General features: G+C 70.0%; 13 protein-coding genes. 8 read left to right on the top strand and 5 right to left on the bottom strand.

What is annotated here, in order from left to right:
• Positions 1-1,039, bottom strand: a 1,039-nt coding sequence (locus IY392_RS01345) for a DUF4192 domain-containing protein (RefSeq protein ID WP_194860329.1), incomplete at its 3' end; no start/stop codon positions are given.
• A 264-nt stretch (positions 1,040-1,303) separates the two neighbouring features.
• On the opposite strand from IY392_RS01345, the gene IY392_RS01340 reads away from it, so the two are divergent.
• The 7 genes from IY392_RS01340 (at position 1,304) to IY392_RS01310 (ending at position 8,519) form a co-directional block, all read left to right on the top strand.
• Complete coding sequence (locus IY392_RS01340) at positions 1,304-2,239, top strand: PAC2 family protein (RefSeq protein ID WP_194860328.1); 936 nt, start codon at positions 1,304-1,306, stop codon at positions 2,237-2,239.
• 41 nt (positions 2,240-2,280) lie between these two features.
• Complete coding sequence (locus tag IY392_RS01335) at positions 2,281-4,827, top strand: RNA helicase (RefSeq protein ID WP_107756385.1); 2,547 nt, start codon at positions 2,281-2,283, stop codon at positions 4,825-4,827.
• Positions 4,828-4,922: 95 nt separating this feature from the next.
• Positions 4,923-5,381 carry a DUF3817 domain-containing protein gene (locus IY392_RS01330; RefSeq protein ID WP_182612182.1) on the top strand — a complete coding sequence of 153 codons (459 nt, stop codon included), beginning with the start codon at positions 4,923-4,925 and terminating at the stop codon, positions 5,379-5,381.
• Positions 5,378-6,013 (top strand): TetR/AcrR family transcriptional regulator, encoded by a 636-nt coding sequence (locus tag IY392_RS01325; protein WP_231750548.1) that lies wholly within the window; start codon positions 5,378-5,380, stop codon positions 6,011-6,013. Before IY392_RS01330 ends, IY392_RS01325 begins: the two co-directional genes overlap by 4 nt.
• 61 nt (positions 6,014-6,074) lie before the next feature.
• Positions 6,075-6,902 (top strand): NUDIX hydrolase, encoded by an 828-nt coding sequence (locus IY392_RS01320; RefSeq protein WP_182612181.1) that lies wholly within the window; start codon positions 6,075-6,077, stop codon positions 6,900-6,902.
• Between the two features lie 63 nt (positions 6,903-6,965).
• Complete coding sequence (locus IY392_RS01315) at positions 6,966-7,919, top strand: hypothetical protein (RefSeq protein WP_194860327.1); 954 nt, start codon at positions 6,966-6,968, stop codon at positions 7,917-7,919.
• 57 nt (positions 7,920-7,976) lie between these two features.
• Positions 7,977-8,519: a hypothetical protein gene (locus IY392_RS01310; protein ID WP_182612179.1), complete on the top strand. Its 543-nt coding sequence runs from the start codon at positions 7,977-7,979 to the stop codon at positions 8,517-8,519.
• On the opposite strand, the gene IY392_RS01305 is transcribed toward IY392_RS01310, so the two are convergent.
• On the bottom strand, positions 8,516-8,989 hold the full coding sequence (locus IY392_RS01305) for a YchJ family metal-binding protein (protein WP_309233970.1): 474 nt from the start codon (positions 8,987-8,989) through the stop codon (positions 8,516-8,518). The two genes, IY392_RS01310 and IY392_RS01305, sit on opposite strands and share 4 nt — an antisense overlap.
• A gap of 350 nt (positions 8,990-9,339) precedes the next feature.
• On the opposite strand from IY392_RS01305, the gene IY392_RS01300 reads away from it, so the two are divergent.
• On the top strand, positions 9,340-10,932 hold the full coding sequence (locus tag IY392_RS01300; protein WP_375292876.1) for a fatty acyl-CoA synthetase: 1,593 nt from the start codon (positions 9,340-9,342) through the stop codon (positions 10,930-10,932).
• Here IY392_RS01300 and IY392_RS01295 read toward each other — a convergent pair.
• From IY392_RS01295 to gcvP, 3 genes are all read right to left on the bottom strand, one after another.
• The gene (locus IY392_RS01295; protein ID WP_194860326.1) at positions 10,907-11,758 is read right to left on the bottom strand and encodes an alpha/beta fold hydrolase; all 852 of its coding nucleotides are present in this window, start codon (positions 11,756-11,758) and stop codon (positions 10,907-10,909) included. The two genes, IY392_RS01300 and IY392_RS01295, sit on opposite strands and share 26 nt — an antisense overlap.
• Positions 11,759-11,786: 28 nt before the next feature.
• Positions 11,787-12,614: a hypothetical protein gene (locus tag IY392_RS01290; protein ID WP_194860325.1), complete on the bottom strand. Its 828-nt coding sequence runs from the start codon at positions 12,612-12,614 to the stop codon at positions 11,787-11,789.
• A 70-nt stretch (positions 12,615-12,684) separates the two neighbouring features.
• Positions 12,685-15,579 carry an aminomethyl-transferring glycine dehydrogenase gene (gene gcvP / locus IY392_RS01285; RefSeq protein WP_194860324.1) on the bottom strand — a complete coding sequence of 965 codons (2,895 nt, stop codon included), beginning with the start codon at positions 15,577-15,579 and terminating at the stop codon, positions 12,685-12,687.
• Positions 15,580-15,730 lie beyond the last annotated feature (151 nt).

The following is a 15,730-nucleotide window of genomic DNA, read 5'->3' as shown; positions in this document are numbered from 1 at the left end:
CCGGTGCGAGCCCCTGCTCCAGACCATGGAGTAGTAGACGCGCCAGCGAGTTCGCCGGATCCGCGGACACCGCGGCCTCGAGAGCGGCCCGGGCGTGCACGCCGCCACCGGCGAAGTACGCCGCGGCTCCCAGCAACAGCAGTGCCACCGAGCGTTCGCGGCCGGGCCTGCGGCGAGCGAGCAACCACCAGAGCAGACGACGACCGTCCTGATCGCCCAGACCCCGCTGGGCCAGACGCCTGTACACCTCGTCCCGCACCGCGATGTCCAGCAGGGCTCGTCCGATCCCCGCCAGGACGTCCTCGTCGAGCTCCTCCCCCACCTCCAGGCTCCGGACCGCGTCCTCGTGTGCCTGCACCGCTCGGTCCACCTCGTGGGACCCACCGAGCCTGACCGGTCCGCTGCCGTGCGGGTCGTCGTCACACGCGTCGTCATCACGCTCCAGATACAGGTCCTCGATCTCGTCCCGAGACCCTGCCCGGATCCGGCCGTCGAACGCGTGGACCGCCGCGATCTCCGTCGAGTCAGGGTCCACCTGCGTGCCCCGGACCATGCCGAACAGGTCGACCCACGGTGAACCGTGTGCGAACTCGCCGACCCCGTACGCACCGACGACCTGCGTTCCGGACAACCCCAGCCAGTACTCGAACGCCGCGGCGACGTCCTCCGCCAGGAGTCCGGCGGTCTCCCCGTCCGCACAGTCCTCGTGGACCACCACCAGATGAACGCCCGTCACTCCCTCTCGAGCGCAGAACCGTGCCAACCCGCGCGCCGGGCCGTCGTCGACCGTCATCGGCGGGAACTCGTCCCGCCCGGAGAGCTCGTCCCGATCACTTCCGAGCAGACCGTCGACATCCATCCTGACGACCGGACCGGCGCGGCCTCCGGCGGTCCGTCCACACACGATCACCACCGATCCGGTGCCCGGCGGGAAGCCCAACATCGACGGTATTGACGCGATGAGCTCCTCAGGGGAGGTGATCACCACCGTCGGAGTGCCATCCATCCCGTCTCCACCGATCCGTTTGTTCCCCGTCATCGTCGTCCACCCGTCTCCTCGTCTCACGCCGCTCCGCCGTCGGGGCGAACCGTGGGTGCCGGTGCACCGGATCAACCTTCGGACACGGCGCCGACGTCGGACGCCCGCGAACCGGCCCTGAACGGACCGCTGAGGAGTACGGGAACTGTTGGGGAATCATCTGCGGCCCGCTGTCGTTGGCACAGAGGTGAAACCCCGTCCCGGTGGGACGACCTATTCGGACCGGACCGGACGATTCGGGGTGTTGCGACGAGAGGAGTCGACATGGCCAGGCACAGCGATCTGTACCGACTGATCGAGCCCGTCCCCGATCTGCGGTCGGAATCCGGACAGGGCCCGGTGCTGGTGCACGCGTTGGAGGGCTTCTCCGACGCAGGCCAGGCGATTCAGGGTGTCACGGAACACCTCAAGGGGAGCCTGGACTCTCAGCTGATCGTGGAGTTCGACGCGGACAAACTGGTCGACTACCGCTCGCGTCGACCGCCGGTGCGGTACTCCTTCGACCATTTCGCCGGGTACTCCGAACCGACCATCCAGATGCACGCGGTCAAGGATGCGGACGGGACGCCCTTCCTCCTGCTCTCCGGTCTCGAACCGGACCTGAGGTGGGACGGGTTCACCGAGTCCGTGATCGACCTCGCCGGGTCGTTCGGGGCCCGGATGTCGATCGGCCTCGGTGCGATCCCCCTCGGGGTGCCGCACACCCGCCCCACCCAGGCGAGCGCGCACGCCAGTGACGTGGACCTCATCCGTGGGTTCACCGCCTGGCCCGGGGAGTTCTCCGTCCCGGGGAATGTGAGCGCCCTGCTGGAGCTCCGCATGGCGGAGCACGGGATCCCGTCCGCGGGCTTCACCGTCCACGTCCCCCAGTACCTGGCACAGACCGCCTACCCCGCGGCGGTCCTCAATCTGGTCGGGAACATCGCACAGATCTCCCAGCTCGAGTTGCCGTCGGGTGAGCTCGAGTCCGCGGCTGCGGACTTCACCGCACAGGTCACCGCCCAGATCGCCGAAAGCCCGGAGATCCGGACGGCCGTGGAGCTGATGGAGAAGCAGTACGACGCGTTCATGGAGAGCCGCCACGGTTCCGACTCGCTGAATCCCGGCGGCACCCCCCTCCCGTCCGGAGACGAGATCGGCGCGGAGTTCGAGCGGTTCCTCGCGGAACAGACCGGCGAGGACGGGCCTGGCGCCCAGTAGCACGGGAGGGCGGTGTCGGCCGGGCGGCTAGGCTCGGTCTGGTGCACCTGCCCGAACTCCTCGCCGACCTGGACGACGTCCCCTCCGATCTCCTGGAGGAGGCGGTCTTCGACGCCTTCGTGGCATGGGCCGACGCCCAGGGTCTGACCCTCTATCCGGCCCAGGAGGAGGCGGTCCTCGAGGTGGCGGCGGGGAGCCACGTCGTCCTGGCCACCCCGACCGGATCGGGAAAGTCCCTGGTCGCGCTGGGCGCGCACTTCTCCGCGATGGCCAGGGGGGCGCGGAGCTACTACACCGCGCCGATCAAGGCACTCGTCAGCGAGAAGTTCTTCTCCCTGTGCGCGGTGTTCGGCGCGGAGAACGTGGGAATGCTCACCGGTGACGCCTCCGTCAACGCCGATGCGCCGATCGTCTGTGCCACCGCGGAGATCGTCGCCAACATCGCGCTGAGGGAGGGCGCCGATGCCGACATCGGCCAGGTGGTGATGGACGAGTTCCACTACTACTCCGAACCCGACCGGGGCTGGGCCTGGCAGGTGCCGCTCATCGAACTCCCCGACACGCAGTTCCTCCTCATGTCCGCCACTCTCGGGGACGTCGACTGGCTGATCGACGACCTGCGCACCCGCACCGGCCGGGAGTGCACGCTCGTCGGGGGAACCGAGCGGCCGGTCCCGCTGACGTTCGACTACGCGCTGCAGAGCGTCCACGAATCGGTCGAACTCCTGCTCCGCGACGGCAAGGCCCCCGTGTACATCGTCCACTTCACCCAGGCCTCCGCCCTGGAACAGGCGCAGGCGCTGACCTCGGTCGCCGTGTCCTCCAAGGAGCGCAAGGCCGCGATCGCCGAGCAGATCGGCGGCTTCAGGTTCACGACCACCTTCGGTCGGAACCTGCGCAAACTGCTCCTGCACGGGATCGGCGTTCACCACGCGGGCATGCTCCCGAAGTACCGCCGCCTCGTGGAACGGCTCGCGCAGGACGGGTTGCTCACCGTCATCTGTGGGACCGACACCCTCGGCGTCGGCATCAACGTCCCCATCCGGACCGTTCTGTTCACGGGCCTGACCAAGTTCGACGGCCGCCGGCAGCGGGTTCTCAAGGCCAGGGAGTTCCACCAGATCGCCGGCCGCGCGGGCCGCGCGGGCTTCGACACCGAGGGGCTGGTGGTGGTGCTCGCACCCGAGCACGAGGTCGAGAACGCCAAGGCGGCAGCCAAGACCGCCGCCAACCCCAAGAAGAAGAGCAAGTCCGCCAAGAAGAAGCCTCCGGAGGGATTCGTCAACTGGTCCCGCTCCACGTTCGACAAGCTCGTCGGTGCCCAGCCCGAGCAGCTGACCAGTCGCTTCGAGGTCGACAACGCGATGCTGCTCAACGTGATCTCCCGGCCCGGGAGCTGCTACACCCACATGCGGCATCTGCTGCTGTCCTCACACGAGACCAGGGCCCGCGTACGGCAGCACGTCCTGCGGTCCATCGAGCTCTTCCGAGGGCTCGAGACGGCGGGCATCGTCGAGCGGATGACGGAACCGGACGACGAGGGTCGGCACGTCCGACTGACCGTGGACCTACAACGGGACTTCGCCCTCAACCAGCCCCTCGCCCCGTTCGCGATCGCCGCGATGGAGGTTCTCGACCCCGACTCCCCCACCCCGGTCCTGGACCTGGTCTCGGTGATCGAGTCCGTTCTCGACGACCCGCGCCCGATCCTCTACGCACAGCAGCGGGCCGCCCGAGGTGAGGCGATCGGGGCCCTCAAGGCCGAGGGGGTGGAGTACTCCGAGCGGATGGAGCTCGTCGAGGACATCACCTGGCCCACGCCCCTCGCGGACCTCCTCGCCGACGCCTACGACGCCTACCGCGCCGGTCACCCGTGGGTCGCGGGGATCGAGCCGTCGCCGAAGTCCGTGATCCGCGAGATGGTCGAGCGGGGAATGACGTTCTCCGATCTGGTCTCCGCATACGGTCTCAGCCGGTCCGAGGGCTCCGTCCTGCGCTATCTCACCGACGCCTACCGGGCACTACGGCAGACCGTTCCCGCAGAGCGTCGGACCGAGGAGTTCGATGACCTGGTGGAATGGCTCGGGGAACTCGTCCGCCAGGTCGACTCGAGCCTGTTGGACGAATGGGAGCTGCTCACCGACCCGGAGGTCTCGCCGGACCAGGTGGCGGAGCTCGCATTCGGGCAGTCGACCGGTGGCACCCGACCCGTCACCGCCAACCTGCGGGCGTTCCGGGTGATGGTCCGCAACGCGATGTTCCGACGGGTCGAGCTGTTGGCGCGGGACGACATCGACACGCTCGCCCGACTCGACGCCGACGTCCCCGACCATCCCGACTGGGACAGCGAGATCGACGCGTACTGGGACGAGTACGACGCGATCGGCACCGGGCCCGCGGCACGTGGGCCCGCTCTGTTCTCCGTCGCCGAATCGGGCGACGGGGTGGAGCCGGGAACCTGGAGGGTCCGGCAGGTCCTGGACGATCCCGAGAACGACCACGGTTGGGCCGTCGAGGCCGTCGTGGACCTGGGCGCCAGTGACGAGGCGGGGGAGGTCCGCTTCGCGTCCCTGACGCTCACCGGGTGACCGAGCCGGGAGGCTGAACCGGGCGGCGGATCCGGCGTCCGTACGATGACCGACGAACACCGAACCGACCCCTGAACGACCCCTGGAGGACATCTGTGACCCCCCGCATCCTGTACAAGAGGCTCGCGTTCGCGGAGGTGATCACCTGGACGTTGCTCATCCTGGGGATGATCGGCAAGTACGGGTTCGGGCTCGACTGGGCCACCACGGTCGGTGGCAGCATCCACGGTTTCGTGTTCCTGTGCTACTCCGTGGCGACCGTGGCGGTGTGGACGGACAAGCGCTGGTCCGCGGGCACGGGTCTGCTGGGCCTGCTCTCCGCCGTCGTGCCCTACGCCACCGTGCCGTTCGAGAGGTCCGTCGAACGCCGCGGTCTCCTCGACGGTCGGTGGCGACTCGGGCCGGGGAGCGAACAGCCTCACTCCCCCGCCGAGCGCGTCCTGGCCTTCGCGCTCCGGTCCCCGGTGGTCGCCCTCATCGTGACCCTCGTCGTGGTGGCGGTGGTCTTCTCCCTCCTCCTGGTGGCGGGCAAGCCCACGGAGTGGTTCTCGTGACCCTGAACCGCGACGACCGTGGGCCCGGACGCCGGGAGCTGAACAAGGCGGACAAGCAGCGTCGGATCCTCGCTGCCGCCCGAGACCTGTTCTTCCGCAACGGGTACTCGTCGGTCACCACGCAGGAGGTGGCCGAGCAGGCGGAGGTCGGCACCGGGACGCTGTTCCGGTACGCCCGGTCGAAGGGCGAGCTCCTGTGCATGGTGGCCAATGAGGAGTTCCGGGCCATGGTCGAGACCGTCCCGGACACCGGCGACCCGGTCGAGGACCTCGTCGCGCTGTGCGGCCCCCTGTTCTCCGCACTCGAGAACCAGCCGGAGAACATCGTCGCCTATCATCGCGAGACCGTGTTCGGGGAGCCCGGGCCCCATCGCGCGGAGGCGCAGCGCATCCTCCGGGAGCTCCGGGGGATCATCGGCCTGATCCTCGCCCGGCATTCCCCGGGCCCGCTGGAGGCCTCGGACCTCGACGGCCCCGCCCAGACGGTCTTCGATGTCCTTTACATGTGCATCGTTCGTTCGGGGATCGATCGGTCGCCGGGCCGTGATCACCGGGCCGACCTGCGCGAGCATGTCGAACGGGTCCTGCACGGCGCACTCGCCCACCGGGTCGCGCCGGACCGCGCGCACTGACGCCCTCGCCCAGGCCACCCCGACGACGGGCCCCGCACCCCTCCGGGTGAGACTTGTTCGCATGACTGAGGGCAACGACACCGATACCCACGCCGTGACCCGCCCGATCAAGGACGCGTCCACGGTGATGGTGATACGGGACTCCGAGCGCGGACCCGAGGTGTTCGTGGCGCGCCGGGTCCGGGGAATGGCCTTCGCCGGGGGCATGACGGTGTTCCCGGGAGGGGGTGTGGACGCCAGCGACGATGATCCGGAGCTGGCGTGGACCGGGAAAGCGCCCGAGTGGTGGGCGGAGCGGTTCGGCTGCGACGTACCGCGGGCGCGCCGGTTGGTGTGTGCGGCCGCGAGGGAGACCTTCGAGGAATGTGGCGTCCTCCTCGCCGACCACGCCGACGGATCCCCGGTCGCGGACGCGGGTCGATACCACTCGAGTCGCGAGGAACTGGAGAGTCACCGGCTGACCTTCAGCCGGTTCCTCGCCGACGAGGGGCTCTCCCTCGCGGCGGGCAGACTCCGACCCTACGACCACTGGATCACGCCCACGGTGGAGTCGCGGAGGTATGACACACGGTTCTTCCTCGCCGCGTTGCCGGAGGGGCAGGAACCCGACGACCTCACGACCGAGGTCGACATGACCATGTGGGCCCGTCCCGTCGACCTCCTCTCCGACTTCCGGTCCGGACGGTCCATGCTCCTGCCCCCGACGTGGACCCAGCTCCGGGTCCTCGCCGGGTTCCCGGACGTCGCGGCTGCTCTGGCCTCCGAGCGCGCCATCACACCCGTACAACCGGAGGTCGTCGAACACCGAGGCGGGGTGCGCGTGCGCTTCGACGGTTCTGACGAATACTGGTCCGACTACCAGGCCGGCCGTCCGGAGTCGGGGATCTGATCGCCGCCACCGGACATCTCGAAGTGCCGACGCACCCGGCTGCGCGGTGGTTGACTGCCACTCATGCCGGATTTCGAGTTCGACGTGGACACGTCGATCGCCGCCGGGTGGGATCGCTTCGCGGCTCGCCTGGCCGAACTCCTGCGTGACCTCGTCCCGGGAGCGACCTTCGACCTGGCCGTCCCCGTGCTCGGCTCCCCGTCCACCCGGACCCCGTACGTGCGTTTCACCGCTGCCGGCGACGGCAACATCCACGCAGAGGTCTCCGGCGGGGGGTCCGAGGACTCGCCGGAACCGTTGGGGCCGGTCCGGCTCCGGCAACTCGTCGCGCTCGGGTGGGCGCCGGGAGCGTCCACGGAATCGGGACTCGGTCTGACGTTCCCGGTCGATCGTGCACCGGAGGTGGCGCACCTCGTCGCCGGCACGATGGAGCGGGTCTTCGGAATCCCCCACCCGGTCTTCCTCCACGATGTGTCCGAGCCGCAGGACCCGTCTGTGTCCGAGCCGCAGGATCCGTCGACGGGCCGCTCCGAGGACCCCGCGCCCGCGGATGTCGACTTCCGTCCCCGGATGATCGCCACCCCCGACGAGGCGACCAGGGCCCTGGAGTCGGTGCTGTCAGAGGTGTACCAGAGGCGGGTCACGCCCGACGAGCACGACGTGTTCACCGTTCCTGCCGGATACGTGCTGCTGTTCATCCGTGCACATCGATCGCTTCCGCTCGTGGTGTTGCGAAGCCCGCTCGTGTCGTCCGTGGAGGACCCCGCGGCCGCGGAGGCCGAGGTCGCGATCCTCAACCGAGACTCGTTGTGGTGCCGGTACGTCTTCGACGGCGAGACGATCTCCGCCGAGGCGGAGTTCGTCGACAGGGTGTTCGTCCCGGTCAACTTCAAGATCCACCTGGCCGAGATCTCCGCCGAGCTCGACGACGTCTACTCCGATCTCGCGCACCGGGTCACGGGCCGACGATGGCGTGACCTGCGCACCGCCGATGACCACCGACCGCGGGAGCAGTAAGATCTGGGACCGTGCCGGGACGTGCCCGGTGTGAGACCTCGCCCCAGGAGCGCCAGAATGCGTCGCGCCGTCCTCGCCGCAGTGATCGTGAGCGCGGCCGTGTCCGCACCGGCCTGCTCGCCGGCGTCCCTGTTCGGCGACGACGACACCGTGGGCGTCCCGGTCCAGACCGGCGAGCAGTCGGGTCCCCTGCCGTCGTCGCAGCAGTTCGACAGGCCGTTCCCCGTGGCCGGTGACGCCTGGGACGCCACCCTGACACTGTCCGACCTGCGTATCGTGCCCTCCACCGTGTACTCGGACGCGGTGGTCGTGGTGGACGTCCGGGTGGTGCAGGCGTCCGGTCAGCCCGAACTGGGCCCCGAGGACTTCTCCGCCTTCGACCCGGCGGGAAGGCCCTTCGAGCGGATCGAGAATCCCACGGGAACGATCGAGGACCCCCTGGTGCCGTCGGTCCTGAGCTTCCCCGGCGAGGAGATCCGCGGGATGGTCGCCTGGACGATGCCCCGGGGGCACCGGATCGGACGGATCGACGTGGTCACCCCGAGGACCATCGGTTCGGTCACCGTGACCCGCCAGCCGGAGGACCCGGCGGCCTCCTAGGACACGAGAGGGCCCCGACCCTCGGGAGGAGCAGAGCCCTCCGGTGCAACAGTGCCCTCCGGTGACACGGTGCCCTCCGGTGACACGGTGCCCTCCGGTGACACGGTGCCCTCGAGATAGGTCCAGCGACCACCTCGGCGCTCGAACACCGACCGCTCGCGCAGGACTGCAGGCCCGCCGGGCCCGACGTAGCGGGCCTCGAACTCCACGGTCCCGATCCGGTCGTCGGAACCACCGGACACCACGTCGAGGATCGTGAGCCCGCTCCACTCCACGTCTCCGGCCTCCACACGGGCCGGCCTCGTCCGCGGATGCCAGGTGCGCCAGAGATGATCCTCCCGACCCAGGACGAAGGCCGTGTACCGGGATCTCATGAGTTGCTCGGCGGTCTCGGCGGGGACACCGTCGTCCACGAGCGGACCGCAGCAGGCTCCGAGAGCGCGCCGGCTCCCGCAGGGGCATTCGCTCACGTGCGCCTCCTCAGTCCACCCGGGTCCGCGGTCAGGCTACCCACCCGCTGTCCGGCTATGCTCGGCGGAGACATGTCCAGGTTCAGTGCTCTCCCGTTCCGCGCCGGTCGCCGGTCCGATCCCGATGACGTCCCCTTGCGGGTCCGCTCGTGTCGGGACCTGTGCCAATGGACCAGGACCCCGGCGGAACGTCGCGGCGAGCCCGTGTTCGCCTGCCGCGGCTGCGGATCGCAGTGGGTCCCGAGCGAGCACTGGACCCCGCGGGACAGCAGCGGGGCGGTACCCCCGGAGGTGTTGGGGATCATCAGAGCCGAACCATGACCGCACCGGACGGCCTCTAGGCTGACCGGATGACCACCACCCCTCGAGCCTCCGGTTCCGCCACGGGCCCCTCCGTCAATTCCGCTCTGAGCTCCACTGCGAGCTCCAGCACGATCGATGCCGTCCTGCGCCGCTCGGCCGCCCGGTTCCCGGACCGGGTGGCACTGACCTTCGCCGACCGCCGGTGGACCTACGCGGCTTTGGACTCCGCGGTCGACCGGGTGGCCCATATGCTCTCCGGCCAGGGTCTGGAGGACAAGGCCCGGGTGGCCGCCTACGGGGTCAACTCCGATGCCTATCTCATCGCCTTCCTCGCCACGTCGCGTGCCGGATTCACCCACGTACCCATCAACTACGCCCTGACCGGGGGCGAACTGGAGTATCTGCTGACCGACTCGGGGTCGTCACTGGTCCTGGTGGACCCGGCACAAGCGCCCACCTTGACCGAGGTTCTCCAGACGCTGGCCGGGGTGCGGTCCCTCGCACTGCTGCCCCACGCGGGGGAGCCCGCGGACGGCACCGTCCTGGGGTCCGCCCTCGACGACTCTCCGTGCGCGGTGATGCAGTCCCCGGCCACCGGCACCGACCTGGTGCAGCTCCTCTACACCTCGGGGACCACCTCGCGTCCCAAGGGCGCGATGATGACCCATTCGGCGTTGATACACGAGTACGTGAGCTGCATCCTCGCCCTCGACTTCACGGCCGACGACGAGCCGCTGGTGACGATGCCCCTTTATCACTCGGCCGCGATGCACGTCTTCGCGCTCCCCTATCTGTCCCTGGGTGCGACGGTCCACCTCATGGCGGCCCCGGACATCCCGGAGATCCTGCGACGGATCGAGGTCGACAGGATCGGCTCGCTGTTCCTCGCGCCGACGGTCTGGGTACCCCTGGCCTCACACCCCGATCTGGAGTCACGGGACCTGTCGAGTCTGCGCAAGGCACAGTACGGTGCCTCGATCATGCCGGTGACCGTGCTCCAGCGGCTCCGGGGAAGGTATCCCGACCTCGGGTTCTACAACTGCTTCGGGCAGTCGGAGATCGGGCCGCTGGCCAGCGTCCTGCGCCCCGAGGAACACGACGCCCGTCCCGCGAGCGCGGGCCGACCCGTCTTCTTCGTCGAGGCCAGGGTCGTGGACGAGACCGGTGCCGAGGTCGCGGCCGGCGACCGCGGCGAGGTGGTCTACCGCTCTCCCCAGTTGTGCCGGGGCTACTGGAACAAGCCCGAGGCCACGGCAGAGGCGTTCCGCGACGGATGGTTCCACTCCGGCGATCTCGTGGTGCGGGACGCCGAGGGGTTCATCGAGGTCGTGGACCGGATCAAGGACGTCATCAACACCGGTGGCGTCCTGGTGGCATCCCGGGAGGTCGAGGACGCGGTCTACAAGGACGACCGAGTCGCAGAGGTGGCGGTGATCGGAACGCCGGACGCCAAGTGGATCGAGGCCGTCACCGCGGTGGTGGTGCTCAGAGGCGACGCGCACGCAAGCGAGTCCGAGATCATCGAAGGCACCCGCGCCCATCTCGCGCCGTTCAAGGTGCCCAAACGCGTGGTCTTCGTGGACGAACTGCCGCGTAACCAGTCGGGAAAGCTCCTCAAGCGGGAGCTGCGTCAGAGCTGACCCGGTCAAGGACCTCCGCGGCCACCACGTCGGGAGCCTGCTCCGGGATCCAGTGCCCCACGCCGGACAACGGAACGAATCGGTACTCCCCGGTCATCCGCGAGGCGGTGGCCTCCGCACCGGTGCGCCCGATCGCCGGGTCGTCCCGTCCCCACAGATAGGTCGTGGGAACCGATATGTCCGGCAGGTCGTACCGCCGCATCGCGCGGTACCAGTTGAGCGCGCCCGTCAGCCCTGCCCGGGAGCCGACCAGGTGGAGGTGCCGTGCCACGAGCTCCTCCGACACGTGCTCGTCGAACATCTCACGCAACCGCCGGGCCCCGTCCTGAAGAAGGACGTCCTCGGCTTTCCCCGCCTGTCGGAACAGTGCGAAGTACGCCGACCGCGCCCGTTGGTCCGGGTCCGACTCCAAGGCCCGGGCGAACTCGGTCAGGTGGGGCACGGACACCACCGTGAGGCTGCTCACCCGCTCGGGGTGGTGGCCGGCGAGCCACCACGCGACCGATGCCCCCCAGTCGTGGCCGAGGACGTGCACGGAGTCCAGACCCAGCTGATCGACGACCGCGAGTGCGTCCGCACCCAGGTACTCGATCGCGTAGTCTGCGACGTCCTCCGGACGGGCGCCGGTCGAATAGCCACGCTGAGCCGGGGCGACGACCCTGAGGCCCTGCCGCGCCAGCGTCCCGGCGACGGCCTCCCACTCCCAGGGCGACTCCGGGAAGCCGTGCAACGCCAGCACGGTCCCCCGCTCCGCTCCGATCGCAGGCCACTCCAGGACGTCGAGCGTGCCGACCGGTACATCGACGGTCATGTACTGCGGTTCCATGAACCGGACCCTAGCCCCTGTCAGGGAGTCACCGCAGCCGACCTCCCGGTGGGTTATGGGCGGACGACCCCGTGGGGGCGACCAGAGAGCGTCGCTCGTACCAGTCGCGCACCAACCACATCTCCACGACGAGCGGGTCCACGGCGGCCTCCTCCGCCCACGCGGAGACCAACTCCAGGTACCACTGGTACCTGCGAGGCGTCATCCGGCCGATCGACTCGATCTCCGTCCATCCGGCGTGGACCAGGGTGCCGATCCCGGCCGGGTCGACGGGAACGATGTGCGGCTGCGACCACGCCATGCCCAGCGACGACAGGTAGAGCGACGCGAGCGGGAACCCGAGATCGGGCACCCCCCTGCCGGCCCTGCCGTGTGGCGCACCGTTGCGCAGGAGGTTCATCGCCTCTCCTGGCGTGTCCAGCCAGTTCGCCACCTCGTGCAGGACCAGGGGATAGCCGTGGGAGGAGACCGAACGCCACCCGGACCGGTCCCGCTCGGGCACGCGGAAATCCGGTAGCCCCCGACGCACTCCTGACCTCAGCGGGTGACCGGAGAGCCAGGCCGCGCACATGTAGAGCGCGACCACCGACTCCTCCAGGCTTCCCCGCGCCCGGCGACCCGCCGCCCACAGGTCGCTCCTTCGGAGGTATCCGGAACCGGACTCGACCCGGCCGCCGTCCGGCCCACCGGCGACCAGGCGGAGGTCGACGCGGCGCTCGGCCAACCTGAGGTTCCACAGGTCGAGGTCGATCTCCACGTACTCGTCCGCCACCAGCAGAGCCGGGGGCTGGGCACGGCACCACCTGAGACACGAAGAGGGTAGGTCCGGGATGGGACGGGATCCTGTCGTCGTCATGCCCGCACGGTCTCACGTGGGTACGACACCCCGGACCGCCGGTCGGCCCGGCCCCCCGGGGCGCCTCGACTCAGTCCTCGGCGAACGCGTCCAGCGGAGGGCACGAGCAGACCAGGTTGCGGTCGCCGTAGGCGCCGTCGATCCGGCGCACCGCGGGCCAGACCTTCGGGCGCCAGGCCGGCCCCAGCGGGTAGCCCGCGAGGCTGCGTGGGTAGGCGTGCCCCCACTCGTCGGCGGAGACGCTCTCGGCGGTGTGGGGCGCCCCGCGGAGCGGGTTGTCCTCCACGGTCCACTCCCCCGCCTCGACCCGGGCGATCTCGGCGCGGATCGCCGCCATCGCGTCGCAGAACGCGTCCAACTCGGCGAGATCCTCGCTCTCCGTCGGCTCCACCATCAGGGTGTTGGGGACCGGGAAGCTCATCGTGGGGGCGTGGAACCCGTAGTCCGCCAGTCTCTTGGCCACGTCGTCGATCGAGATGCCCACCGAGTCGATGAGCGGCCGGAGATCGAGGATGCACTCGTGGGCGACCCACCCGCCGTCCCCGGAGTACAGCACCGGGAAGTCCTGCCCGATCCGGCGGGCCAGGTAGTTGGCGCTCGCGATCGCCGTGAGGGTGGCGCGACGCAGTCCGTCGGCGCCCATCATGCGGACGTAGGCCCACGTGATGGGGAGGATCGACGCGGACCCGAACGCCGCGGCCGAGACCACCGCGCCCGACCCCAGACCCTCCTCGTACGGGTGGCCCGGCAGGAACTCGCGCAGGTGCTCCGCCACCGCGACCGGGCCGACCCCGGGACCGCCACCCCCGTGGGGGATGCAGAAGGTCTTGTGCAGGTTGAGGTGGCTGACATCGCCACCGAACCGCCCCGGCCGGGCCACCCCCACGAGGGCGTTGAGGTTGGCCCCGTCGATGTAGACCTGACCCCCCGCGTCGTGCACGATCGAGCAGATCTGCTCGATGTCGTGCTCGTACACCCCGTGCGTCGACGGGTAGGTGATCATGATGGCCGAGAGCTCGGCAGCGTGCCGCTCGACCTTCTCCTTGAGATCGTCGACGTCCACGTCACCGTTGGGCCGACAGCCGACGACGACGACCTTCATCCCGGCCATCACCGCGGACGCGGCGTTGGTCCCGTGTGCCGAGGACGGGATCAGGCACACCCTGCGGTCCTCGTCGCCGCGGGAGCGGTGGTACTGCCGGATCGCCAACAGTCCCGCGTACTCGCCCTGGCTGCCCGCGTTGGGCTGCAGGCTCACCGCGGCGTAGCCCGTGATGTCGACGAGCCACTGCTCGACGTCGGCCACCAGCCGGCGGATGCCGCGGGTCTGCTCGGCCGGCGCGAACGGGTGGAGCCCGGCGAACTCCGGCCACGTGATGGGCTCCATCTCCGTGGTCGCGTTGAGCTTCATGGTGCAGGACCCCAACGGGATCATGGTGCGGTCCAGGGCGAGATCCTTGTCTGCCAGGGCGCGCAGATAGCGCAGCATCGCGGTCTCGGTCCGGTACTTCACGAACGCCTCGTGCTCGAGGAACGGCGAGGTCCGGTCGCCGTAGGCCGGATCGACGAGGACCTCCAACTCGCCTGCGTCCGCGACGTCGGCCACATCTGCCCCGAACGCCTCGAGGACGAGCGCGACGTGGTCCCCGGTGGTGGCCTCGTCGCAGGCGATGGACACGTGGTCGTCGTCGACCTTCCACAGGTTCACCCCCCGCTCGGCGGCGGCGGCCAGCACCTCGGAGGCGCGGCCCGGCACCCGGGCCAGGACGGTGTCGAAGAAGTCGGCGTGGACCACCTGGATACCGGCCGCGACGAGGCCGTCGGCCAGGACGGCCGCGTGGGCGTGCACGCGCCGGGCGATCGCCGCCAGACCCTCGGCGCCGTGGTACGAGGCGTACATCGCGGCGACCACCGCGAGCAGGACCTGCGCGGTACAGATGTTGGACGTCGCCTTGTCGCGCCGGATGTGCTGCTCCCGCGTCTGCAGGGCCAGCCGGTAAGCCGGCCGGCCGTCGGCGTCGGTGGACACGCCCACGAGGCGGCCGGGGAGGTTGCGCGCGTGCGCGGTGCGGCAGGCGAGGAATCCCGCGTGCGGGCCACCGAAACCCATGGGCACGCCGAAGCGCTGGGAGGAACCGAAGCAGGCGTCCGCCCCCTTCTCCCCCGCCGGCGTGAGGACGGAGGCGGCGAGCAGGTCGACGCCCGCCGCCACGAGGACACCCCGGTCGTGGCACTGCTCGATCAGCCCGGCGACGTCGGCGACCCGCCCCGAGGCGCCCGGCGTCTGCACGAGTGCGCCGAAGAAGTCTCCCTCGGGTAATCCGTCGTCGATCAGGTTCGCGGTCACGATCTCGATGCCCAGTGGCTCGGCGCGGGTGGCGAGGATCGCGGCGGTCTGGCCGAAGACGTCCGTGTCCACCGCGAAGCGGGGACTCTTCGAGGACCGGTTGGCCCGGCGGAGCATCGTCATGGCCTCGGCGGCCGCGGTCCCCTCGTCCAGCATGGAGGCACCCGCCATATCCATGCCGGTGAGGTCGGCGACCATGGTCTGGAAGTTGAGGAGCGCCTCGAGCCGGCCCTGGCTGATCTCCGGCTGATACGGCGTGTAGCCCGTGTACCAGGCGGGGCTCTCGACGACGTTGCGGCGGATGACCGCCGGGGTGAGGGTGTCGTAGTACCCCTGGCCGATCATCGAGACCGCGACCTCGTTGCCGTCGGCGAGCACCCGCAGGGCGGCGAGGGTGTCGGCCTCGGACAACGGCTCGGGGAGCGCGTCGATGCCGGCTGCCCGTCCGTCGGGCCCCACCTCGTCGAGAATGACCGAGGGGAACGCGCGTTCGGCGAGCTCGTCGAGCGAGTCCACGCCGATGGTCCGCAGGATGTGGGCCAGGCCGTCGGTATCGGGTCCCAGATGGCGGGCGACGAACTCGCCTCCGGTCCGGGCGGTGTGCGGGGTCGTCGTCACAGGTGCTCCTCGAAGGGCGGGGCCGCCCGGGCGGGCGGCCTGCGGGCCGGTGCTACCCTCTCCGCTCTGTCCCCAACCGGCTGAGGCCGGCGCCTGAGAGATTCACGGGCCCACCAACGAGCCGCGCTTTCCCCGTGGGCGGGTGGTCTGT

It is taken from the genome of Dietzia sp. SYD-A1, assembly GCF_015356725.1.
GTDB lineage: Bacteria > Actinomycetota > Actinomycetes > Mycobacteriales > Mycobacteriaceae > Dietzia.
This window is presented reverse-complemented; position numbering and strand designations above follow the sequence as displayed.